This window comes from Proteus sp. FZP2095, assembly GCF_023701425.1.
Lineage (GTDB): Bacteria > Pseudomonadota > Gammaproteobacteria > Enterobacterales > Enterobacteriaceae > Proteus > Proteus cibarius.
This window is the reverse complement of record NZ_JAMQBJ010000001.1, coordinates 1,629,720-1,654,616: the sequence shown is the minus strand read 5'-3', so window position 1 is coordinate 1,654,616 and position 24,897 is coordinate 1,629,720. Positions and strand designations below refer to the sequence as shown.

The window sequence follows — 24,897 nt, the reverse complement described above, 5'->3', positions numbered from 1 at the left end:
TTGATTTGGAGTTTGTAATGGGTGTATCTGAACAATTTGAGACACAAGAAATTGTTTCTGTTGAAGGTTCTTCTTTAAAGTTAAGTGTTCTAGAGCCACAGCCTGAAAAATTAATAACCGCACTTAGCGAGTTTTTTGGTGAGCATAAACCGATCCGCCGTGCCTTTATTGTTAATGCTCAGGAGCAAGATAATGAAGAGTCGTTTTATCTTATTGGTTTAGAGATAACAGGTGAAGAAGAGGTGATCGCGCAGATACTCCCACAAGCGGCTGAATCAGCTTTTGAATATTTAGAAGAAGGGCAATCTCTAGATTTTTGCTTTGTGGATAAAGATGAAAAAGGTGTAAGTCATTTTATGATCCACCATGTATCACCTTTTTATCAACGTAAACTTGGGGGATTCTTAAGAAAAGGGATCCCGATAGTTAATCTGGATAGTTAATTCAGCCCTCTAAATTTAGGCGATATCTCATCAGATATCGCTTTTTTTTACCTTATAATAGAAAGTTGACTAAATTAGCAAATCGTTTGCATTTCTATATAAGGCTTTGTTTTAGATAAGCTTTGTTTTTAAAGTAAAAATAAGATGGTTTCGTGTTGTAAATTATTTTGTTTTACGCGATAAAAAATAGCTTATCTCGTTATTTTTTATCTTATTAGAATGAAGAAATACATATATTATCTCTGCCTGCATAAAACATCGCATTATTCAGGGGTTGAATTAAAGGAAATGGATATGAACCAAAACCAGTTTAGACAATATACAGAAAAGAGAGGTTATCGTTGGAGCTCTCTTGCTGTTGTATTGGCATCAGCATTAGCTCTTACAGGCTGTGATGATAAAGCGGATGAAAATGTATCATCTACTGATAAGACGCAAAATACACAAGTGACAGAGCAAAAAGATACCGCTCAGAGCACATCAGGCACCGCAACTCAAACAAGCGAAAAACCTGCAGTTACAACAAAAACGAATAACGAAACTGCATTAAAAAGCAAAGAAGTCCGTGATGAGTTGGCAATGCGTTTTGCAGGTAAAGAAGTCACTGTATTAGATGCATCAGAGTTACAACGTGATGGTGCGAGTACTATGGTTGTGACTTTCTCTGTACCGCTTGATCCTGACCAAAAGTTTGATGATGTTATTCATCTTGTTGATACCAAAAAAGGGAAGTTAGAAGGTGCGTGGGAATTATCTGATAACTTAATGGAACTGCGTTTTCGCCATTTACCTCCATCAACGGAATTAAACTTAACGATTGATGAAAAAATCAAAGGTATTAATGAACGTACATTAACGACACCTTTTAGCCAGAAATTAACGACAGAAGAAATTTTCCCATCTGTTGGTTTCACTAGTAAAGGATCGTTACTGCCACTTGAAGCAGCTGAAGGTCTACCGATTATTGCGCTAAATGTGGGGCAAGTTGATGTAAACTTTTTCCGGGTTAAAGATGATCAACTAGCTCAATTCTTAACGCAATGGGAAAGCCGTTCCAATATTAACTATTGGGAATCAGATGAGTTTCTATCCCAAGCTGATTTGGTTTATACCGGTCGTTTTGAATTAAACACAGAAACAAATACCCGTGAAAATGTATTGTTACCGCTAAAATCGATAGATGCCTTGAAAAAAGAAGGTGCCTACATTGCGGTTATGCAACAAGCGGGTAAATACTCATATACAGTGCCAGCAACGGTATTCACATTTAGTGATATCGGGCTGTCAATGCACAGTTATCTTGATACGTTAGATATCTTCACCCAATCACTTAAAAATGGTTCAGCGCTAGATAAAGTAGAAATTCGTCTGCTAGATGAAAAAGGTGGTTTGATTTCTAAAGCGCAAACCGATAGCCAAGGACATGCCACACTTGAGAAGAGTGATAAAGCACGTTTATTAATGGCTATTCGTGATGGGCAAACCAGTATGATTGATTTGCGTAAACCTGCGCTTGATCTTTCTGAGTTTGATATTGGTGGGCCACAAGGTTATAGCAAACAATTTTTTGCTTTTGGTCCCCGTGATCTCTATCGCCCCGGTGAAACATTAATCGTTAATGCATTGCTACGTGACGGTGATGGTAATCCTATTAAAGAGCAACCTGTTAAAGTCGATCTGCTTAAAACCGACGGACAAGTTTCTCGTAGTTTTGTTTGGCAACCAGAGAATGGTCTTTACCAATTAAAATTAGTTATTCCTGCGGATGAAAATACTGGTACACGTACCTTACGTTTTGATGTAGGAGATGGTACTCCTCGTTTCTACGAGTTTCAGGTCGAAGATTTTATGCCAGAACGTATGGCATTAGAAATCACGGGTAAGAAGGGAATTATACTAAGCGGTCATGACGCTTATTTTGACATTAAAGGTCGTTATCTTTATGGCGCACCAGCTGCCGATAATCGCTTACAAGGGCAAGTTTTCTTAAAAGCCTCTCGTGAAGCTGTTAGTAAATTACCGGGCTATGAATTTGGTGCTGTAAAAGATGAAAACTTCAGTCGCTTACTGGATGAGTTTGAACTTAATTTAGACTCTGATGGTGAAGGTGGCGTGAATGTTGATAGCGAACGCTATGAAGAGCTGAAATCACCTATCAATATTATTTTACAAGCTAGCTTACTTGAAGCTGGCGGACGCCCTGTTACTCGTCGCTATCAACAAGCTGTTTGGCCTGCCACTCATCTTGCTGGTATTCGCCCTGTCTTCCCTAAAAAAGAAGTCTATGACTATCGTACGGACAAATATAAATCAGGTTACAGTGTTGATGAAAATTCAATGGCTGAATTTGAAATTGTCTATACAGACCAAGATGGTAAGAAACTACCTGCTAATGATCTTAAAGTGAAATTTATCTATGAACGTCATGATTATTACTGGCGTTGGTCTAGTTCGAATGGTTGGGAATCTGGCTATAACGAAAAAGATCTGCAAATGGATGAGCAAACAATCAAGATTGCAAAAGATGGCACTGCAAAAGTGGCATTCCCTGTTGAATGGGGCTCTTATCGTATCGAAGTTGTCGATCCTAAAACAGAACTAGTCAGTAGCCTACGTTTCTGGGCGGGTTATTCTTGGATGGATAACACTGGTGGAACAGGTGCGGTAAGACCAGACCAAGTTAAGCTTAAACTGGATAAAGAAGGTTATTTACCGGGTGAAAAAGTTAAGTTAAACATTGTTGCACCTCATCCGGGTAAAGGTTATGTATTACTAGAATCAAGTAATGGGCCTTTATGGTGGCAGGAAATTGATGTGCCAGAAAAAGGGCTTGATGTTGAAGTGCCTATTAATAAAGAGTGGGCAAGACACGATCTCTATCTGACTTCTGTTGTCGTAAGACCGGGAGATACATCAAAACAAGCGACAGTAAAACGTGCTGTGGGTATTTTGCATTTACCATTGCAGGATAAAAACCGTCGTATTGATATCTCACTTGACGCACCTGAAAAAATTCGCCCTAACCAAGATTTAAAAATTCGAATTAAAGCGAATCCAGTTGCAGGTCAACCATTACCTGAAAATATTAATGTATTAGTTTCTGCGGTTGATACCGGTGTATTAAACATCACAGAGTATAAAACACCGGATCCTTACGATGCTTTCTTTGGTCGTAAACGTTACAGCATCGACCAATATGATGTTTACGGGCAGTTAATTGAAGGGCAAGGGCGTTTAGCTAATTTGCGCTTTGGTGGTGATGGTGGTGAAGCCGCAGCATTATCTCGTGGTGGTAAAAAACCATTAACTGATGTGCAAATCATTGCTCAACAAACGGCTCCGGTAAAATTAAATGCACAAGGTGAAGGTGAAGTTTCTTTACCTATTCCTGAGTTTAATGGTGAAGTTCGTTTAATGGCACAAGCTTGGACTGCAGATAAATTTGGTAGCCAAGAAGGTAAAGTTGTTATTGCAGCACCGTTAGTCACGCAGCTTTCATTACCTCGCTTTATGGCTGGTGGTGATAATGCACTTTTATCTTTAGATTTAACTAATCTAACAGATGATGCGCAATCTATTACCTTAAATTATACCGCTTCAGGTTTGGTGGGATTAGGTGGCGCTGAAAGCAAAACTGTCTCGCTAACGAAAGGTGAACGTACTCAAATTCAAATTCCAGTAAAAGCGAAACATGGCTTTGGGCAGGGTGAATTCTCACTGTCTATTTATGGTATTAAAGTACCAGGTGAAGAAATTAAACCTTACCACAATACATGGAATATTGGTGTTCGCCCAGCATTCCCAGCAGAAACTATTCACTATGCAAGCACATTGCAAGATGGTGATACTTGGCGTTTACCATCAGAAATTTTAAGTCGCTTTAATAACTCAACGCTTGAAGGTGAATTATTACTGACAAGTCGTCCACCGTTGCAGGTAGCGCGTTATATTAGAGAGCTGTTTGCTTATCCTTATGGTTGCTTAGAACAAACAGTCAGTGGGCTTTATCCTTCACTGTATTCAACAGAAAAAGAGCTGAAACAGTTGGGAATTAAAACGCAAACTGATGCTGATAGAAAAGCAGCTATCGAGAAAGGTATTGCTCATCTACTGACGATGCAAAAATCAGAAGGTGGATTCTCTTTATGGGATCAAGGTGGACGTGAAGAATATTGGTTAACTGCGTATGCAACCGACTTCTTATTCCGAGCATCACAACAAGGTTACTCAGTTCCTGCTGATTCATTAAAACGTGCAAACGATCGTTTATTACGTTATTTACAAGATAAAAACTTAGTTAACTATGAATATGCAGTTAACCAAGATGCAGCGCGATTCTCAGCAAGGGCTTATGCTGCGTTAGTATTAGCAAATCAGCAAAAAGCACCTTTGGGTGAATTACGTCGTCTCTATCTTGAGCGTAATCAAGCAGGAAGTGGCTTAGCTTTAGTTCAGTTAGGTATCGCATTAAAATTAATGGGTGATAGTAGCCGTGCTGAAAGCTTGATTGCTGAAGGTGTGACAACAACACGTAAATATAATTATGGATTGGGTGATTACGGTAGCACCATTCGTGACCAAGCATTAATTATCGCATTGTTAAGTGAAAATAACCTTGAAACACAATCTCGTGATGCAAGTGTAATTGCACTATCTGATAACTTAACAAGCCGTGAATGGTTCTCAACCCAAGAAAGTAACTCGTTATACCTTGCTGGACGTTTCTTTATTAATATGGCGGAACAGCCTTGGGAAGTTGCTGTTAATCGTCAAGTTCCTACAATCAGTAGCGATCGAGCAATCAATGAGACATTAACATCAGCACAATTACAAGAAGGCTTAGAGCTAAATAACCGTGGTGGTGCTGCGATTTATTCTCGCATGAATATCGTGGGTTATCCGAAAGTCGCTCCTGCTCCTTATAGTAATGTATTAAATGTTCATCGTAGTTATTATGATTTGAAGGGAAACCGCGTTCATCCTAATCGCTTACAAAGTGGTGAAATGCTGGTGGTTAAACTGGAAGTTTCTGCTGATAGAGACGTACCTGATGCATTAGTTGTTGATTTATTACCAGCAGGCTTGGAAATCGAAAACCAAAACTTAGCATCAAGTAGTGCAAGCTTAAGTGATAGTGCGGCAGACTTGCAGGAATTTATCGACGATATGGGACAAGCCAATATCAAACATCTCGAATATCGTGATGATAGATTTGTTGCCGCTATCTCTGTTGATAAATATCGCCCAACAACATTGCTCTATTTAGCAAGAGCCGTAACACCGGGTAGCTATCAAGTACCACCACCACAAGTTGAATCTATGTATGTGCCGTACTGGCGTGCAATAGGATCAACAGAAACCAAGATTGACGTTGTTCCTTAAGTCTTGTAGCCCTTTCTTCGGAAAGGGCTTTTTCCTTTGAGTGATTGAATGAAACTAGGATATAAACAGTTTATTGCTGTTATCATTATTTTTTTGCTAGCAATGCCTATTTTAGTCTGGATCGCAGATAAAATTTGGCCCCTCCCTGATCCTGAACCTCAAATTGCGACTATTGTTACAGCGCAAGATGGTACACCTCTTTGGCGTTTTGCAGATAAAGAAGGGGTATGGCGTTATCATGTTAAACTCACTGATGTCTCTCCTGAATATTTAGAAGCCTTAATTACTTATGAAGATCGCTGGTTTTATCAACATCCCGGTGTTAATCCGATGTCGATATTACGCGCAGCATGGCAAGACTTAAGTTCAGGAAGAATTGTGTCAGGCGGAAGTACGCTATCAATGCAAGTGGCTCGTCTTATTGATCCTCACTCTCGTACTTTAGGGGGGAAAATCAAACAGCTTTGGCGCACCTTGCAATTAGAGTGGTATTACTCAAAAGATGAAATTCTGGAGATTTACCTCAATAGAGCACCCTTTGGCGGCACGTTAGAAGGTATTGGTGCGGCAAGCTGGGCTTATTTAGGTAAGTCACCCGCTGATTTATCTGCGGGAGAAGCGACTTTGATGGCGGTATTACCACAAGCGCCAAGCCGTTTACGGCCAGATAGATACCCTGAACGTGCTCAAGCTGCTAGGGATAAAGTATTAGATAGACTGGCAGAATATCAAATATGGCCACAAGAAAAAGTTGATGAAATTAAGGAAGAACAGGTTTTATTAGCACCAAGGCAAACACCACAATTAGCACCATTACTGGCTCGTCGTATGTATAACGAAAAGCGAGAACCTGTTATTACAACAACGATTGATATCAATATTCAACGACAGCTCGAAGATATTGCGAACCAATGGAAGTATCAATTAGCGGATAAAACATCTTTAGCTATCTTAGTTGTTGATCATACAGATATGAGTGTGAAAGGGTATGTCGGCTCTGCTGATTTTAATGATAATTCGCGCTTTGGTCATGTCGATATGATTAGTGCATGGCGCTCACCAGGTTCAACATTAAAGCCATTTATTTATGCACTTGCATTAGATGAAGGACTTATTCACGCAGAATCGCTTTTACAAGATGTTCCTCGTCGATTTGATAATTATCGTCCTGGTAATTTTGACTCTGATTTTAATGGTGCAGTTAGTGCCAGTGAAGCATTAAGTCGTTCTTTGAATCTGCCAGCGGTACAACTTATTGAAGTGTATGGTGCAAAGAAATTTGCAGCAAAATTACGTCATAACCATCTTGAAATGCGCTTTCCTTATGGTTCAGAGCCAAATTTAGCACTGATCTTAGGAGGAACTGCGACGCGAATGGATGAGCTTGTTTCTGCCTTTAGTGCATTAGCAAGGCAAGGAAAAACAGCACCGTTACGTTTTAAACCGGAACAAATAATAGAAGATCGAGTATTGATGTCACCGGGCTCTGCTTGGATTATTAGACGTATCTTAGCCGGAGAAGCCAGACCTCGTCCAGATAGTGCAATTTCGCCTGTTGTCCCTTTGGCTTGGAAGACAGGTACAAGTTATGGATATCGTGATGCATGGTCTATTGGTGTGAATGCACGTTATACCATTGGCGTTTGGGTAGGTAGGCCTGATGGAACACCGGTTGCAGGGCAGTTTGGTTTTGCGACAGCAGTCCCTATTATGAATCAAGTCAATAACTTATTAACAGGCTACTTCTATCAAAATAAACAAAGACCACCAACAGATTTACGCCCTAACAGTGTAACGGCAGCCACTATCTGTTGGCCGACAGGTAAGGCATTACCTAAAGAAGATAGCAACTGTAGAGTCAGTCGTCGAAGTTGGATCTTAGATAACACCATTCCACCAACTTTGTTAAATGATAGCCAAGAAGGTATCTTGGGGATCAACGAAAAAATTTGGTTAGATAATGAAGGCAAACGTACAGGCCCTAATTGCCCTAATGCAGAGTTAAAAGATATCGCCTTGTGGCCGATAGCATTAGAAGCATGGTTGCCAGAAAAAGAGCGCAGAGCAAAACGACTGCCGCCGATTTCTGAAACTTGTCCACCAATTAAAGAAGATATTATTCCTCTGTTTATCTCGGGTATTCGTGCAGGCGATTTATTAAGACCATTACCCGGCGAAACTAATCTTGAAATAACTGTTTCTACGCAAGGTGGAAGTGGTATGCAATGGTGGTTTTTAAATGGTGAGCAAATAGGTAAGACAGGAAACGGGGAAACATTCTCTTATTTATTAGAGAAACGAGGTAAATACCAACTTTCAGTGCTTGATCTAAGTGGTCAAACGGATATGGTTAATTTTATATTTCGTTAAACTAAAACGATAAAATAAACAAGAACTGAGTGATCTTTCACTAAATTAGTTTTTTCGATAAAGAGACTATTTATCGTATTTCATTTCGGTTCTTTTTTATTCTTATTTTCAAGTTTGAACATGGAAACCGTCAAAAATGTGATTAGATCGATAATTTATAACTTTTTTGCCACAGTTTTTTAAAAAAAAAGGAAATTCAATCTGTGCAATTCATTTTTATCCTCCTATAATCGAGCACTATTTTTTGCAGGGAATGCGGTTTTTGATTCGTTTTTCCATGATCTGCGATAAAAGAGATAACAAAAGTTATCATTAATAAAATAATTTAGAGGTAAGACATGGCTATTCAGCGCACATTTTCTATTATCAAACCAAACGCAGTGAAAAAAAATGTTATCGGTGCTATCTATCACCGTTTTGAAAGTGCAGGCTTTAGCATCATTGGTGCTAAAATGTTGCATTTAACGCGCGAACAAGCTGAAGGCTTTTATGAAGAACACAAAGGCCGTCCTTTCTTTGACGGTTTAGTTGAATTTATGACTTCGGGCCCAATCATGGTTCAAGTGTTAGAAGGTGAAAACGCGATCCAACGTCACCGTGATCTAATGGGTGCAACCAATCCAGACAACGCATTAGCGGGCACATTACGTGCTGATTACGCTGATAGCTTTACTGAAAATGCGGTACATGGTTCAGATTCAGAAGCTTCTGCTGCTCGCGAAATTGCATACTTCTTCACTGAAAACGAAGTTTGCGCGCGCTAATTTATTAGCATCTCTACGCGAAAAACAGTACAATGCGACGCCCTGTTTGATAATTAACAGGGCGTTTTTTTATTATTGTTTAATTATACAAATATATAAGTATCCCATTAGCATCAATGCTAATGCAGGCCGCATAGTGTAACAACGAGGCAATGTCATGACCCAATCTACCACCCCAGCGCCAAGCGCTTCTGTCGCTGTTTCTAAAGAAAATACTGTGAATCAAAAAACTAAAATTAATCTGTTAGATTTAAATCGTAAACAGATGCGTGAGCTTTTTGTCTCTATGGGCGAAAAACCTTTCCGTGCTGACCAAATTATGAAGTGGATGTACCACTACTGTTATGACGATTTTGATCAAATGACAGATATCAACAAGGTGTTACGCAATAAATTAAAAGAAATTGCTGAAATTAAAGCACCTGAAGTTTCTGAAGAACAACGTTCAACAGATGGCACGATTAAATGGGCAATTAAAGTTGGCGATCAACAAGTAGAAACTGTGTATATCCCAGAAGATGATCGCGCAACATTATGTGTTTCTTCACAAGTTGGTTGTGCTTTAGAGTGCAAGTTTTGTTCAACTGCACAGCAAGGCTTTAACCGTAACTTGAAAGTGTCTGAAATTATTGGGCAAGTTTGGCGTGCAGCTAAAATTATTGGCTCATTAAAAGAGACAGGCCGTCGTCCTATTACTAACGTTGTTATGATGGGAATGGGTGAGCCATTACTGAATTTAAATAATGTTATTCCAGCACTTGAGATCATGATGGATGATTTCGGTTTTGGTCTATCTAAACGTCGTGTCACTGTTTCTACATCGGGTGTTGTACCTGCATTAGATAAACTAGGTGATGCAGTTGATGTGGCTTTAGCAATTTCATTACATGCACCAACTGATGAAATTCGTGATGAGATCGTTCCAATAAACAAGAAATATAATATTGAAATGTTTCTTGAAGGTGTTCGCCGTTATATTGCTAAATCAAACGCGAACCAAGGGCGAGTGACTATTGAGTACGTCATGCTTGATCATATTAATGACAGCACAGATCAAGCTCATCAATTAGCTGAACTTTTAAAAGACACGCCATGTAAAATTAACTTAATTCCATGGAACCCGTTCCCGGGTGCGCCATACGGACGTAGTTCTAATAGCCGAATTGACCGTTTCTCTAAAGTATTAATGGAATATGGTTTTACGACAATTGTACGTAAAACGCGTGGCGATGATATTGATGCGGCTTGTGGGCAATTAGCAGGTGATGTTATTGACCGTACAAAACGCACACTGAAAAAACGCCAACAAGGTGAACTAATTTCAGTAAAAGCAGTCTGATACAGTTGGATATCTCTTTCTTTGTGAAGTGTATTACACAATTTCAATGTAAAGAGAACAAGGATGAATTTATTTAAGGAATATAACGATGATAAGGATATCATCAGTAATTATAACTATTGGTTTGATGTTATTGACACTCGGTTGTCAATCATCAGCCAATCAAGGGCGTGTTGCAGTGTCTACACGTTTACAATTAGGTGATGCTTACTTAGCTGAAAGACAATATCAAATAGCGCAATATCATTTCCAAAAAGTGTTATCGGTGATGCCAAATCACTCCGATGCAAATTTAGGAATGGCGTTAACATCGCAGTTATTGGGAAATTCTATTCAAGCGTTAGATTATTACAAAATAGCGATGAACTCGAAGCCAGTAAATGTTAATGTATTAAGGCTTTATGGTAATTTCCTTTGTGAACAAAAACTATTAAACAATAATAGTGTGTTAATTGAGGATATACCGCCAGATTATTTGGTCTGTCAGCAAAGTGATAATAAAATATCAAAAAATTCGCGGTGATACGTTAAGGTACTTTGTGCTTTTGCGAGTTCATCAATGTTAAACATCCAATAGCCACAGTGCCTAGATTGCTAATGAATACTGAAAACAAAACCGAAGAAGTGAAATTAACAGCAGGTCAACTTTTACGCCAGGCACGAGAAAAGGTGGGGCTAACACAACAAACTGTTGCTGATCGACTTTGTTTGAAGTTATCGACAGTTCGCGATATTGAAACAGACTCCGTTTCTTCTGATATTGCACCAACATTTTTACGCGGATACATGCGTTCTTACGCTAAGTTAGTTGGCGTTCCTGAACAAGATATCCTTGGTTTTATCGACCAGCAAGCTCCTGTCAAACAAATTAGAATGACAACCACACAAAATTACTCATTAGGCAAACGTCATAAAAAACGTGAAGGTTGGTTGATGAAACTCACATGGGTGATTCTGATTGTTATGGTTGCTTTTGTGGGGGTTTGGTGGTGGCAAGGTCATCAGGCTGATCAACAAGAATTAGTCTCTATGGCTTCTCAAGACATAGGGCAAAATAGTACCCAAGAAAACACCAACACGATAGATTCTCCTTTAGCAACCACCTTAGATAATACGTCAACATCTGAAGGTGATAATTTACAAGTACCTGCGTCGCCATTAGTTGATAATCAGGCGAATAATGTTGCTATATCACCAACGACTGAAACGACGTCACCAGCATCAACAGAAGTGAGAACGGTTCCATTACCCGTCTCACCTCTAACAACATCAACAACTTCTCGTGCAAATTCAGCACAAGAAGCTACCTCATCAGAAGCAACTGCTATTGCGAATCAATTGGTTCTTATGTTTGATGGTGAATGTTGGTTAGAAATTCGTAATGCTCAAAATAAAGTCTTATTTAATGGTATTAAGAAAGCGGGTGATCGTTTGGAATTTGATGGTGAGCAACCTTATAAACTAAAAATAGGCGCCCCTTCTGTTACTCGCTTACAGTTTAATGGTGAATCAGTTGATTTAAGCCGTTTTACTGGAAAAATAGCAAAAATAACAGTACCGAGCGCTTAATCTGACACACATTTGAGCAAGCATGGAAGCATGGGAGAATTAATCAATGCATAAAGAATCACCTATTATTCGTCGCAAATCGACACGAATTTATGTGGGTAATGTACCTATTGGCGATGGGGCTCCTATCGCGGTACAGTCGATGACGAATACACGAACGACAGACGTAGAAGCGACTGTTCGCCAGATAAAATCACTGGAACGTGTTGGGGTTGATATTGTTCGTGTTTCTGTACCAACAATGGATGCTGCGGAAGCATTCAAGTTAATTAAGCAGCAAGTTAATGTACCTTTAGTTGCTGATATTCACTTTGATTACCGTATCGCATTAAAAGTCGCTGAATATGGTGTTGATTGTTTACGCATCAATCCAGGCAATATTGGTAGTGAAGAACGTATTCGCCAAGTTGTTGATTGTGCTCGTCACAACAATATTCCTATTCGTATTGGTGTAAACGGTGGTTCGCTTGAAAAAGATATTCAAGAGAAATACGGCGAGCCGACACCAGAAGCGTTAGTTGAATCAGCCATGCGTCATGTGGATATTCTTGATAGACTGAATTTCGAACAGTTTAAAATCAGTGTAAAAGCTTCTGATGTTTTTCTTGCCGTTGATTCATACCGCTTGTTAGCGAAAAAAATAGATCAACCACTGCACCTTGGGATCACCGAAGCTGGTGGTGCAAGAGCAGGATCGGTTAAATCTGCAATTGGTCTTGGGATCTTATTATCAGAAGGTATCGGCGATACATTAAGGATCTCATTAGCAGCAGATCCGGTTGAAGAAGTTAAAGTGGGTTTTGATATTCTCAAATCCTTACGTATTCGCTCTCGCGGAATTAACTTTATTGCTTGTCCAACGTGTTCACGTCAAGAATTTGATGTCATTGGAACAGTCAATGAATTAGAGCAACGTCTGGAAGATATCATCACACCTATGGATGTTTCTATTATTGGCTGTGTGGTTAATGGACCAGGTGAAGCTGAAGTCTCAACGTTAGGTGTAACGGGCGCTAAAACACGTAGTGGTTTTTATGAAGATGGCGTGAGACAAAAAGAGCGTCTTGATAACGTAAATATGATTGATTTATTAGAAGCGAAAATTCGCGCTAAGGCTTCAATGCTTGATGACAGTATGCGTATAAATATAAATCAATTGGACAAATAACACTCAAAAAACTGGCTCATTAATCAATGAGCCAGTTTTACTATTGATTTCACATTGAATACTGATTGATTTCGCTTCTATAATCAGCCTAACAATCAATTAATAACTATTAGAGAAGAAAAGTGGCACAAAAAATCCAAGCCATTCGTGGTATGAACGACTACCTACCTGCTGACACTCGTGTATGGCAGAAAATTGAAAATACGCTAAAACAAATTTTAGCGGGTTACGGTTTTAGTGAAATCAGAACACCTATCGTAGAGCATACCCCTCTATTTCAGCGAGCAATTGGTGAAGTGACCGATGTTGTTGAAAAAGAAATGTATACTTTTACCGATCGTGGTGAAGATGCCCAAAGCTTGACATTACGCCCAGAAAATACAGCGGGTTGTGTTCGTGCAGGTATTGAGCATGGTTTACTTTATAACCAAGAACAACGTTTATGGTATTTGGGACCAATGTTCCGCTATGAGCGTCCTCAAAAAGGTCGTTATCGTCAATTCCATCAGTTAGGTGCTGAAGTGTTTGGTCTACAAGGCCCAGATATTGATGCGGAATTAATTATGTTAACTGCACGCTGGTGGAAAGCATTAGGTATCGCAGAGCACGTAACATTAGAACTTAACTCTATTGGTTCATTAGAAGCGCGTGCTAATTACCGTGAAGCATTAGTGGCTTTCTTAGAGCAGCATGTTGATAAGTTAGATGAAGACTGCAAACGTCGTATGTATTCTAACCCATTACGCGTTTTAGACTCAAAAAATCCAGAAATTCAGACTTTATTGAATGATGCGCCTGAACTTTTCGATTATCTTGATGACGAATCAAGAGCGCACTTTGATGGTCTTTGTGCACTACTTGACGCTGTTGGTATTACATACCGTGTTAATCAGCGTTTAGTTCGAGGTTTAGATTATTATAACCGTACTGTTTTTGAGTGGGTTACTAGTGCATTAGGTTCGCAAGGAACAGTGTGTGCAGGTGGCCGTTATGATGGTCTTGTGAAGCAACTTGGTGGACATCCAACACCAGCTGTAGGTTTTGCAATGGGTATGGAGCGCATGATCTTATTGGTTCAAGCGGTTAACCCTGAATTTGTAGCAGATACCAATGTGGCTGATGTTTATCTTGCTTCATTTGGCGATAAGAGCCAAAGCGCAGCGTTAATGCTGGCTGAAGAAATTCGTGATCAATTACCAACATTACGTTTAATGACGAATCACGGTAATGGTAACTTTAAAAAGCAGTTAGGACGAGCTGATAAACAAGGCGCTAAAATTGCGCTGATTTTAGGCGAAGACGAAATTAATGCCGGTACTGTTGCAGTGAAAGATTTGCGTTCAGGGGAACAAACAATCGTTGCTCGTAATGAGCTCGCTCAGCAATTGACTCTGTTATTAGGTTAAGGAGAGACTTGTGGAAGTTTATAGCACCGAAAACGAACAAGTTGATGCAATTAAACAGTTCTTTAAAAACTACGGCTTAACTATCGTTTTAGCCGCTGTTATTGGTTTTGGTGGTGTGTTTGGTTGGAAATACTGGCAATCGCATCAAACTAATCGTCTGCAAGAAAGTGCGGGTGCTTTTGCAACTGTCAGTGAGGCACTTGCTAAGCCTACACCTGAAAATATTGCATTAGCTGAAAAATTTGTTACTGATACGAATGATATCTATGGCGCTTTAGCTTCATTAGAGCTTGCCCAAATCGCTATCGATGCTAATGATTTAGTCAACGGTGAACGTCATCTAACTAACGCTGTGGCAAAAGTAAAAAATGACGCATTTGCGGATATGCTTAATCTTCGTTTAGCTCGCGTACAATTAGCATTAAATAAAACAGATGTTGCTTTAGTTTCGTTAGAGCAAGTGAAAGGCAAAGCATGGAATGGAATGAAAAATTATATCCGTGGTGATGTCTTAGCGAAAAAAGGCGATAACGCAGGTGCAGCAACCGCTTATCGTAGCGCATTAACTGATGAAAATGCGGGTGCTATTCGCTCACTGGTTGAACTTAAACTTAATAATTTATCCAATTAAAGGGATCTTCAGACATGCAACTGCGTAAAACTCTCCTGGTTGGTCTACTAGCATCTGCTTTGTTGGCAGGATGTTCTAGTGAACAGGATAATGTGACAATGTCTCCATTGCCTGAGGTGCAGAGCCAATTTACACCTAAAGCCGTTTGGGACAAATCAGTTGGAAATGGTATTGGTAAATACTATTCTCACTTGTCACCAACATGGGATGGGGCAGTTGTTTATGTCGCTGATCGCCATGGTTTAGTTAAAGCATTAGAGGTAGAAACTGGTAAAGAGCTTTGGTCACAAGATCTCTCTATTAAAACAGGTTTTCTTTCATCCAATGAGTCTGCATTACTTTCTGGTGGATTAACCGTTTCAGGTACTCGCGTTTTTGTGGGAACTGAAAAAGCGAAAGTATATGCACTGAACATTGAGGATGGCTCCATTGATTGGGAAACCGATGTTGCTGGTGAAGCCATTTCAAAACCTGTTGTTAGTGATGGTTTAGTACTTATTCATACCAGTAATGGCATGTTGCAAGGACTCGACTTATTAACGGGTGAAATTTCGTGGACTATTAATTTAGATACTCCATCATTATCTCTGCGTGGCGAGTCTGCTCCTGCTGTCGCTTATGGTGCGGCTATCATTGGTGCAGATAATGGTCGCGTCAGTGCCGTTGTTCTTTCTCAAGGACAATTAATTTGGCAACAAAATATTTCACAAATTAAAGGCTCTACTGAAATTAGCCGATTAAATGATGTGGATATCACACCAATCATTGATGAAAATACCGTTTATGCAATGGCGTATAACGGTAATTTAGTTAGCCTTGATATGCGTTCGGGACAAATCCTTTGGAAACGCGATTTAGGCTCAGTGAATGATATGGTGCTGTTAGGTGATAATCTTTACCTTGTTGACCAAAATGACCGAGTTTTATCTGTTCGTAAATCTGATGGTGTGACATTATGGACACAAGAAGATTTATTGCATCGTAATTTAACTGCACCAGCTATTTTTGACGGCTATTTAGTGGTTGGCGATGCAGAAGGTTATCTCCATTGGATTGATACCAACACAGGTAAATTCATTGCACAAAACCAAGTGAACAGTTCAGGTTTGTTAAGTCGCCCTCAAGCGGTACAAGATAAACTGATGATCCAGGCTCGTGACGGTAAGCTTTATCTTTATAGTCGGTAATTAATTGCTGACAAATCTATTTATTTTACGGCTCCTTTAAAGGAGCCGTTTCGTCTTTTTAGTAATTACATGTAAAATACAATCAGGTTCGTGATTGTATTTTTATGAGGCATCAAAAAATGATACCCGTTATTGCCTTAGTAGGGCGCCCTAACGTGGGTAAATCCACGTTATTTAATCGACTAACACGCACAAGAGACGCATTAGTTGCTGATTTTCCAGGCCTCACCCGTGACCGTAAATATGGTCGAGCAGAGTTAGAAGGCGAAGAATTTATTATTATTGATACCGGTGGTATTGATGGTGCTGAAGAGGGTGTTGAAACCCATATGGCATCACAATCGCTACAGGCTATTCAAGAAGCCGACATCGTACTGTTTTTAGTTGATGCACGTACGGGTTTGATGCCAGCAGACCAAGGTATTGCAAAACACCTTCGTGGTGTTGAGAAAAAAACGTATTTAGTTGCGAATAAAACTGACGGTATCGATATTGATACTGCATTAGCTGATTTTTATTCTTTAGGTTTAGGTGAGATCTTCCCTATCGCGGCATCCCATGGTCGTGGTGTTGCTCAATTGATTGAACAAGCACTATTACCAATTACAGGTAAAGTGGTGGAAGAAGAGCTAGAGCTGACAGAAGAAGAAGAGAATGCAGCTTATTGGGCCGCCTTAGAAGCAGAACAAGAAGCACAAGCATTAGAAGAGGAAGAAGATGACTTCGATCCTTCTACATTACCAGTAAAATTAGCGATTGTTGGTCGTCCTAATGTTGGGAAATCAACACTGACAAACCGTATGCTTGGTGAAGATCGTGTGGTTGTTTACGATATGCCGGGTACTACGCGTGACAGTATCTATATCCCAATGGAACGTGATGAGAAAGAATATATCATCATTGATACTGCGGGGGTTCGTAAACGCGGTAAAGTAAAAGAAACAGTAGAAAAGTTCTCTGTTATCAAAACGCTACAAGCTATTGAAGATTCTAACGTTGCATTACTGGTTATTGATGCTCGTGAAGGTATTTCAGATCAGGATCTTTCATTATTAGGTTATATCCTGAATGCTGGTCGTTCATTAGTTATTGCTGTCAATAAATGGGATGGTATGACACAAGACGATCGCGAACAAGTTAAAGCAATGCTTGATCTTAAACTGGGCTTTGTTGATTTTGCGCGAGTTCACTTTATTTCTGCATTACATGGTAGTGGCGTGGGTAATCTTTTTGAATCTATTCAAGAGGCTTATGTCTGTGCAACGCGTCGTGTAGGGACTTCTATGCTGACTCGTATCATGAAGATGGCAGAAGATGATCATCAGCCACCGATTGTCCGTGGACGTCGCGTAAAAATGAAATATGCACACGCTGGTGGTTATAATCCACCAGTTGTGGTTATCCATGGTAATCAGGTAACTGATTTACCAGATAGCTATAAGCGTTATTTGATGAACTATTTTCGCCGTACTCTGCAAGTTATGGGGACGCCGATCCGTATTCAATTTAAAGAGGGTGAAAACCCTTATGCGGATAAGAAAAATAAATTAACCGTTTCTCAAATGCGTAAACGTAAGCGTTTAATGTCACACTTGAAGAAATCGAAATAAGATAATTAAATTTCTTATTTAAATGAAAAGCCACATTTTTATGTGGCTTTTTTATACCTATAATTCAATGGGTTGTTTCAATATCATAGTTATCAGTGGTTTTTTGCATTTCATAGAAACTTAATTTTTCAAGTAATCGTTTAAAATATAATTAATTCCTATTCGTATTAATGAGCTATTACTTTGAAAAAAACAATTATCATTGCATCAATTTTTATGCTTTCTGCTTGTGCAACACCTGAAAAATGGGAAGCAAATACCAGCACACCATCTCCTTTAGATATCGCTAAAAATATGTGTATGCAAGAAGCCAATACGCGATATCCTGCGAGATATGTAGCTTCAAGTCAGCCTTCTTTTGCTCCAATGAAAATAAATGGTAAAGATATTCCAAATTCAGGGGCAGGGACATCTTTTCCTTCAGATGCGAATGAATGGCAGCGTAGGGATTACTTTAATACCTGTATGAGAGGAGAAGGCTGGGAAAATAAAAATAAAGTTACAGGGTTATTGGCTTTTTTGTTTAATTAATTTTAGGAAATGTTTGTCATTAAACTTGTAGTTTTACTTCAGTAAAGCCACATTTATAATGTGGCTTTATCGTTAATGATTTATTTTCTCTACACCCACTCTTTTTGGATCAAAAAGTCACTGTATAACTTTGCTTCTGGAGTATTTGGTTCAGGGGAATAATTATATTCAAAACGGACTAATGGTGGCATAGACATTAAGATTGACTCTGTTCTACCGCCACTTTGCAAACCAAATAATGTACCTCTATCCCACACTAAATTAAATTCAACATAACGACCACGGCGGTAGAGTTGAAATTGGCGTTCACGTTCACTCCAAGGCATTGATTTGCGCTTTTCAACAATAGGTAGATAGGCATCAAGATAACCAAGTCCTACATGTTGGACAAACTCGAAACAGTGGTCAAAATCAGGGGTATTTAAATCATCAAAGAAAAGACCACCTACACCACGAGGTTCATTGCGGTGTTTAATATAAAAGTAATCATCACACCATTTTTTATAACGAGGGTAATAATCTTCACTAAAAGGCGCACAAACTGATTTAGCAACCTTATGCCAATGAATAACGTCCTCTTCAAATCCATAATAAGGGGTTAAGTCAAAACCACCACCAAACCACCATACAGGCTCCTCACCGTCTTTTTCAGCAATAAAAAAACGGACATTGGCATGAGAAGTCGGAATATAAGGATTAAGAGGATGAATAACTAATGAAACACCCATTGCTTGAAAACGGCGTCCCGCCAATTCAGGACGATGTGCCGTGGCAGATTTTGGTAATGTGTCACCATAAACATGTGAAAAATTAACACCAGCCTGCTCAAAAAGAGCACCATTGGTTAAAACGCGTGTACGACCGCCACCTCCTTCTTTTCTTTCCCAGTTATCTTGCTGAAAAGTGGCTTTTTGGTCTATGTTTTCAAGAGAGCGACAAATAGTATCTTGTAGTGATAAGAAAAACTCTTTAACGCGATGAATATCAGGTAAATTCATAATAACCTACAATTTTTATCATATTTATTAAAAATAGAACTCCATATTGTCTATGTTCTCATTTTCAAGTTGATTCATAAACCAAACAAGCGATAATAAATTCAGATTTATATGACCAATAATGGGCAAAACCATGGAAATACGTGTATTTCGCCAAGATGATTTTGAGGCAATTATTACACTTTGGGAGCGTTGCGATTTGATATCTCCTGATAACGATCCTGAAATTGATATTGAAAGAAAATTAAACCACTCACCTGATTTATTTTTGATAGCAGAAGTGGCTGGTGAGATTGTGGGTAGTGTGATGGGAGGCTACGATGGTCATCGTGGCTCTTTATACTATTTAGGCGTTCACCCAGATTTTCGAGGAAGAGGCATTGCGAATGCATTGATCTCTCGATTAGAGAAAAAGCTGATAGCGAAAGGGTGTCCTCAAATTACATTAGTTGTACCAGAAGAAAATGATGCAACAATTTGTATGTTTGAGAAGTTGTTGTATGAAGATCAAAACCAAGAAAGCACAACTTATACTAAGCGATTAATTGTTGATCAGGATTTTGATCTTTAATTGTATTTAAAACCCCTGATTCTCTAGGGGTTATTTCTCTTTCCTTTCTATTTATCTCTTTTTTCCTTGTTTCTATTTTTACGTTTGCATCGCTTATTTTGTGCGTAAAATCTGATATTACCTTTTCTGTGGAACAAAATGTTCTATTAATGGTCGTAACTAGGCTTTCTTTTCATGTGGTTATCTAAGATCAAATCAGTGGATATTTTGTTATGCTGACTTATCGCAACTGTTTTAGCCTGATGATTGAGGTGATACAAAGAGTAAGATAAGGTGTGCTTAATACCTTAGTATCTATTTTTAATGTGTGGCGAAGAAGTTTAACGGAGAAACAAATGATGCCTAAGTTTTGGTTACCCTTGTGTTTAAGCGCAAGTGTTTTGCTATTAAGTGGCTGTTCATCCATGGGAGGAATGTCTTTTTCTGCATTAAATCCGATGAATTGGTTTTCAAATAATACGCTAACTGTTTCTGCCAATGGATTAGGAAATATTACCAACTCGACAAAAATAACAGAAAGTGAAATAAAAAATGAGCTAGGTAGTAGCTTCAATTATCGTGAAGGTATGGAGATGCAAGGTAGTGATACTATTGTTGTCGTCCAAGCTCTCGAAGATAAGAACGTTCAAGTGGCTTTTTATGGCAAAGAGAAAGCCACTGTTGAAAAAATAGAAGTCTTTGATGCTAAAGCAACGACGGATTGGGGTATAACGATGGGTACACCATTTAAAGATATCTATAAAAAAGCATTTGGTGCATGTAGCAAAGGTCCTAAAGATGAAAAACAGAGAACTATTTTATGCCAATCCACAGAAGCTAAATCGGTGAGCTATGTCTTTAGTGGTCAATGGGACGGCCCTGACGGATTAATGCCACCTGATGAAGTTTTATCTAACTGGACATTAACGCAAATTATTTGGCAGAATAAATCGCCTTCACGCTATTCCTTATAAAATAAGGAAGATTTTATAATCAGACTGTCCGATTTTTGTTAAAAGGCAAATCTCCAGGAAAAAATATTCGATATAATTAACATCATTCTAGGTGTTTTGATTATTGATTAGGAAAGCAATATGTCTCATGCACAAAGTGGCATTTTAGTCGCACATAGTAAATTTGGTCTTTTTATCGAAGCAATGGTCGTAGGTGAATTAGAAGCTCTGCGTGAAGGATGCCAGAAATTCATGCAATCATTATCTGATTTACAAAAGCAATTTCCTGATGCATCACTAGGCGCAGTTGTTGCATTTGGCTCTGATCTTTGGAAAAAACTTTCCGATGAAAACAGCGCACCAGAGCTGAAACCTTTTCGCCCTTTAGGCAAAGGTTTAGCGCCTGCAACACAACGTGATCTTCTTATTCATATTCAATCTATGCGTCATGATGTCAATTTCTCATTAGCACAAGCGGCAATTGCAGCTTTTGGTGATGCAATCAAAGTTGAAGAAGAAATTCATGGTTTCCGTTGGATAGAAGAACGTGATTTAAGTGGTTTTATTGATGGTACAGAAAATCCACAAGATGATGAGCGTTATGGTGTTGCACTGATTAATGATGGTGTTGATGCTGGTGGTAGTTATGTTTTAGTTCAACGTTATGAGCACAACCTGAAAAAATGGGCTCGTTTTAGTGAATCAGACCAAGAAAAAATGATCGGTCGTACTAAAAAAGACAGTGTTGAACTTGATGAATCTGAACGTAATGTCACATCTCACGTTTCTCGTGTTGTGATTGAAGAAGATGGTGAAGAGTTAGCCATTTTACGTCACAGCCTACCTTACGGTACTGCAAGCGGTAAACATGGTTTATATTTCTTAGCTTACTGTGGTCGTTTATATAATATCGAACAACAACTATTGAGTATGTTTGGTGAATTAGACGGCAAACATGATGATCTCTTACGCATGAGTAAACCTGTAACAGGAAGTTATTACTTCGCACCTTCCTATGAGGTATTAAAGGCACTGTAATCATTATCTCGTGCTAAATACGTTTTTATTAATGAAATGCCCGCTTTAAATGCGGGCATTTTTGTCTGAATTTTTTTCACGTTAATGACAATCGATGTAAATTTAATTAATTAGCCTGAGTTTTATTCAGTTTTAATAGCTTGTAGTTATATCAAATAACAAAAGTTAACTACACTGTTATAAATAAAGTCGATAGAGTAACCATTAGAATAAAACTTACAATGATGGGTACTTTTGATGAAGAAAAACACAATCAGAACCTTTGCATTACAAGCAACCGCAGCATTGTCTTTGGTTGTTAGTAGTTATGCTGGGGCTGCTCAATTACTTAATAGCTCTTACGATATCGCAAGAGAGTTATTCACACAGTTAAATAGCGATTTTAAAACGCAATGGGATGCTCAACATCCTGATGATAAAGTCACCATAAAACAATCACATGCAGGTTCATCTAAGCAGGCACTTGCAATATTACAAGGTTTACCCGCAGATGTAGTGACCTATAATCAAGTTACAGATGTGCAAATTCTGCATGATAAAGGCAAATTAATTCCTACTGATTGGCAACAACGTCTTCCTAATAATAGCTCGCCTTATTATTCCACTATGGCGTATTTAGTACGCAAAGGAAATCCAAAGAACATTACTTCATGGGAAGATTTAACGCGTGAAGATGTCAAAGTGGTTTTCCCTAATCCTAAAACCTCTGGTAATGGTCGCTACACTTATTTAGCCGCGTGGGGGGCTTTCGAAAAAGCTTATGGTAATGATGAGAAGACGCAGGAAGCGATGAAGAAATTCCTCAAGAATGTTGAGGTATTTGATACAGGAGGACGTGGCGCCACAACCTCGTTTATCGAACGTGGACTTGGAGATGTTTTGATCAGTTTTGAATCGGAAGTTAATAATATTCGTCAACAATATGGCGAAGATGAATATCAAGTTATTGTACCACCTGTTGATATTTTAGCTGAATTTCCTGTCGCTTGGATTGATAAAAATATTCAACGGAATGACACTGAAGCACTGGCAAAAGCCTATCTAAATTATTTATATAGCCCTAGTGCACAAGAGATCATCACGCAATTTAATTATCGCGTAAATGATAAAGCGGTTATGGCGCAAAAATCAGCACAGTTTCCAGCAACGTCATTATTTACGATTGAAGAGGTATTTGGTGACTGGAATAACGTGATGAAAACACATTTCACGACAGATGGCATGCTTGATAAGTTGTTAGCGCAAGGACGTCAATAATGTTTACTACAGCCAGCAAACGGGTATTACCGGGATTTGGATTAAGTTTAGGTGGAACACTGTTTTACACTTGCTTGATCTTACTGTTACCAATGAGTGCGCTGGTTGTACAACTTTCAGATATGAGTTGGTCCCAGTATTGGGCGGTGATAACACACCCCCAAATTGTAGCTGCCTATAAAGTCACATTACTCGCAGCAGGCGTTGCCAGTATTTTTAATGCAATTTTCGGTATGTTGCTTGCGTGGATCATTACTCGTTACCGTTTTCCGGGTAGACAACTGCTTGATGGTTTAATGGATTTACCTTTTGCTTTGCCTACGGCTGTTGCTGGCCTCACGCTTGCGACGCTTTTTTCAACACAAGGCTGGTACGGTTTTGTATTGGATAAATTTGATATCAAAGTTATTAACACATGGATTGGTATCGCTGTTGCGATGGCTTTTACCAGTTTGCCTTTTGTTGTAAGAACTGTTCAGCCAGTTCTTGAAGAATTAGGTCCTGAGTATGAAGAAGCTGCTGAAACGCTAGGGGCAAGTCGTTGGCAGACTTTTCGTAAGGTTGTATTACCTGAGTTATCACCAGCACTAATAGCGGGAACAGCGCTCTCTTTTACGCGTAGTCTTGGTGAGTTTGGCGCTGTTATTTTTATTGCTGGCAATATTGCATGGCAAACAGAAGTTGTTTCCTTGATGATTTTTATTCGATTACAAGAATTTGATTATCCAGCGGCAAGCGCTGTTGCTTCTGTGATTTTACTTGTTTCATTAGTCTTACTGTTTTCAATTAATGGATTGCAAAGCCGATTTGGACAACGGCTGAGGGGGCATTGATGTCAGATATTATGCAACAACGCTCTGTTTATCGTCGTCAAATTGATTGGGTGAAGTGGGGATTAATCCTTACCGGTGTTGTGTTATCCATTTTATTTTTAGTTGTGCCTATTGCGTGGATCTTTATGACCGCGTTTTCAAAAGGTATTGAAATATTTACTGAGAACTTATTGGACAGCGATATGTTACACGCTGTCTGGTTAACCGTACTCATCGCGTTAATTACCGTACCTGTCAATATGTTGTTTGGTGTCAGCATGGCATGGCTCGTCACGCGTTTTCGTTTCCCGGGGCGCCAGCTATTAATGACATTGATTGATATTCCATTTGCAGTGTCTCCAGTGGTTGCTGGATTACTTTATCTGCTTTTTTACGGTAGCAATGGATGGGCAGGGCAGTGGTTATCTCAATTTGATATCCAACTGATGTTCTCATGGCCGGGAATGGTATTAGTTACGGTGTTTGTCACTTGTCCTTTTGTAGTGAGAGAACTGGTACCCGTGATGATGAGCCAAGGAAGTCAAGAAGATGAAGCCGCCGTGTTATTGGGAGCGAGTGGTTGGAAGATGTTTTGGCGAGTGACGTTACCAAATATTCGCTGGGCATTGTTATATGGTGTGGTATTAACCAACGCTAGGGCTATCGGTGAATTTGGTGCAGTTTCTGTGGTGTCTGGTGCTATTCGTGGCGAAACCTATTCCCTGCCGTTACAAGTTGAATTACTGCATCAAGATTACAATACTGTTGGGGCATTTACTGCTGCAGCATTACTCGCAATGATGGCAATTTTCACCTTAATGTTTAAAAGTGCATTGCAATGGCATTTAGCTCGTCAGCAATGACATCATATTTACACAAAGTAGAGGCA

Annotated in this window: 20 protein-coding genes; 19 read left to right on the top strand and 1 reads right to left on the bottom strand. The window is 39.2% G+C overall.

Going from position 1 to position 24,897, the window contains the following annotated elements; all coding sequences use genetic code 11:
• Positions 1 to 17 precede the first annotated feature (17 nt).
• The 13 genes from NBG71_RS08030 to NBG71_RS07970 all read left to right on the top strand — a co-directional run bounded on the left by NBG71_RS08030 (position 18) and on the right by NBG71_RS07970 (position 18,400).
• Positions 18 to 443, top strand: a complete 426-nt coding sequence (locus NBG71_RS08030) for an enhanced serine sensitivity protein SseB C-terminal domain-containing protein (RefSeq protein WP_075670482.1) — start codon at positions 18 to 20, stop codon at positions 441 to 443.
• Between the two features lie 294 nt (positions 444 to 737).
• Positions 738 to 5,825, top strand: a complete 5,088-nt coding sequence (locus tag NBG71_RS08025) for an alpha-2-macroglobulin family protein (RefSeq protein ID WP_446030918.1) — start codon at positions 738 to 740, stop codon at positions 5,823 to 5,825.
• A gap of 48 nt (positions 5,826 to 5,873) precedes the next feature.
• Entirely contained in the window at positions 5,874 to 8,195 is a 2,322-nt protein-coding gene (pbpC, locus tag NBG71_RS08020) for a peptidoglycan glycosyltransferase PbpC (protein ID WP_159242112.1), read from the top strand.
• Between the two features lie 338 nt (positions 8,196 to 8,533).
• The gene (ndk, locus tag NBG71_RS08015; protein WP_023581630.1) at positions 8,534 to 8,959 is read left to right on the top strand and encodes a nucleoside-diphosphate kinase; all 426 of its coding nucleotides are present in this window, start codon (positions 8,534 to 8,536) and stop codon (positions 8,957 to 8,959) included.
• 157 nt (positions 8,960 to 9,116) lie between these two features.
• The gene (gene rlmN, locus NBG71_RS08010; RefSeq protein ID WP_023581631.1) at positions 9,117 to 10,298 is read left to right on the top strand and encodes a dual-specificity RNA methyltransferase RlmN; all 1,182 of its coding nucleotides are present in this window, start codon (positions 9,117 to 9,119) and stop codon (positions 10,296 to 10,298) included.
• Positions 10,299 to 10,386: 88 nt separating this feature from the next.
• Entirely contained in the window at positions 10,387 to 10,821 is a 435-nt protein-coding gene (locus NBG71_RS08005) for a hypothetical protein (protein ID WP_075670488.1), read from the top strand.
• 74 nt (positions 10,822 to 10,895) lie between these two features.
• Positions 10,896 to 11,867 (top strand): cytoskeleton protein RodZ, encoded by a 972-nt coding sequence (gene rodZ, locus NBG71_RS08000; RefSeq protein WP_075670490.1) that lies wholly within the window; start codon positions 10,896 to 10,898, stop codon positions 11,865 to 11,867.
• A gap of 46 nt (positions 11,868 to 11,913) precedes the next feature.
• Positions 11,914 to 13,035 carry a flavodoxin-dependent (E)-4-hydroxy-3-methylbut-2-enyl-diphosphate synthase gene (gene ispG / locus NBG71_RS07995; RefSeq protein WP_075670492.1) on the top strand — a complete coding sequence of 374 codons (1,122 nt, stop codon included), beginning with the start codon at positions 11,914 to 11,916 and terminating at the stop codon, positions 13,033 to 13,035.
• A gap of 122 nt (positions 13,036 to 13,157) precedes the next feature.
• Entirely contained in the window at positions 13,158 to 14,441 is a 1,284-nt protein-coding gene (gene hisS / locus NBG71_RS07990; RefSeq protein WP_075670494.1) for a histidine--tRNA ligase, read from the top strand.
• A 10-nt stretch (positions 14,442 to 14,451) separates the two neighbouring features.
• The gene (locus tag NBG71_RS07985; protein WP_223672348.1) at positions 14,452 to 15,072 is read left to right on the top strand and encodes a YfgM family protein; all 621 of its coding nucleotides are present in this window, start codon (positions 14,452 to 14,454) and stop codon (positions 15,070 to 15,072) included.
• Positions 15,073 to 15,086: 14 nt separating this feature from the next.
• On the top strand, positions 15,087 to 16,259 hold the full coding sequence (gene bamB / locus NBG71_RS07980; RefSeq protein ID WP_075670498.1) for an outer membrane protein assembly factor BamB: 1,173 nt from the start codon (positions 15,087 to 15,089) through the stop codon (positions 16,257 to 16,259).
• Positions 16,260 to 16,378: 119 nt separating this feature from the next.
• Entirely contained in the window at positions 16,379 to 17,869 is a 1,491-nt protein-coding gene (der, locus tag NBG71_RS07975) for a ribosome biogenesis GTPase Der (protein ID WP_250916745.1), read from the top strand.
• A gap of 183 nt (positions 17,870 to 18,052) precedes the next feature.
• Positions 18,053 to 18,400: a hypothetical protein gene (locus NBG71_RS07970; RefSeq protein WP_223672346.1), complete on the top strand. Its 348-nt coding sequence runs from the start codon at positions 18,053 to 18,055 to the stop codon at positions 18,398 to 18,400.
• An 89-nt stretch (positions 18,401 to 18,489) separates the two neighbouring features.
• Here the strand turns inward: NBG71_RS07970 and hemF are convergent, their stop codons facing one another.
• A complete protein-coding gene (gene hemF / locus NBG71_RS07965; RefSeq protein ID WP_250916744.1) occupies positions 18,490 to 19,398 on the bottom strand; it encodes an oxygen-dependent coproporphyrinogen oxidase in 909 nt (302 codons plus the stop codon).
• Between the two features lie 133 nt (positions 19,399 to 19,531).
• Between hemF and NBG71_RS07960 the strand changes: the two genes are divergently transcribed.
• From NBG71_RS07960 to cysW, 6 genes are all read left to right on the top strand, one after another.
• Positions 19,532 to 19,969 carry a GNAT family acetyltransferase gene (locus NBG71_RS07960; RefSeq protein WP_075670504.1) on the top strand — a complete coding sequence of 146 codons (438 nt, stop codon included), beginning with the start codon at positions 19,532 to 19,534 and terminating at the stop codon, positions 19,967 to 19,969.
• Positions 19,970 to 20,304: 335 nt separating this feature from the next.
• Positions 20,305 to 20,922 carry an RpoE-regulated lipoprotein gene (locus NBG71_RS07955; protein WP_223672344.1) on the top strand — a complete coding sequence of 206 codons (618 nt, stop codon included), beginning with the start codon at positions 20,305 to 20,307 and terminating at the stop codon, positions 20,920 to 20,922.
• Positions 20,923 to 21,042: 120 nt separating this feature from the next.
• Entirely contained in the window at positions 21,043 to 21,939 is an 897-nt protein-coding gene (locus NBG71_RS07950) for a Dyp-type peroxidase (protein WP_075670506.1), read from the top strand.
• 237 nt (positions 21,940 to 22,176) lie between these two features.
• On the top strand, positions 22,177 to 23,196 hold the full coding sequence (cysP, locus tag NBG71_RS07945) for a thiosulfate ABC transporter substrate-binding protein CysP (RefSeq protein ID WP_109419096.1): 1,020 nt from the start codon (positions 22,177 to 22,179) through the stop codon (positions 23,194 to 23,196).
• Positions 23,196 to 24,029: a sulfate/thiosulfate ABC transporter permease CysT gene (cysT, locus tag NBG71_RS07940; RefSeq protein WP_075670510.1), complete on the top strand. Its 834-nt coding sequence runs from the start codon at positions 23,196 to 23,198 to the stop codon at positions 24,027 to 24,029. The genes cysP and cysT overlap by 1 nt, the downstream gene beginning before the upstream one ends.
• On the top strand, positions 24,029 to 24,871 hold the full coding sequence (gene cysW, locus NBG71_RS07935) for a sulfate/thiosulfate ABC transporter permease CysW (RefSeq protein WP_088495069.1): 843 nt from the start codon (positions 24,029 to 24,031) through the stop codon (positions 24,869 to 24,871). Before cysT ends, cysW begins: the two co-directional genes overlap by 1 nt.
• The last annotated feature ends 26 nt before the right edge of the window (positions 24,872 to 24,897 follow it).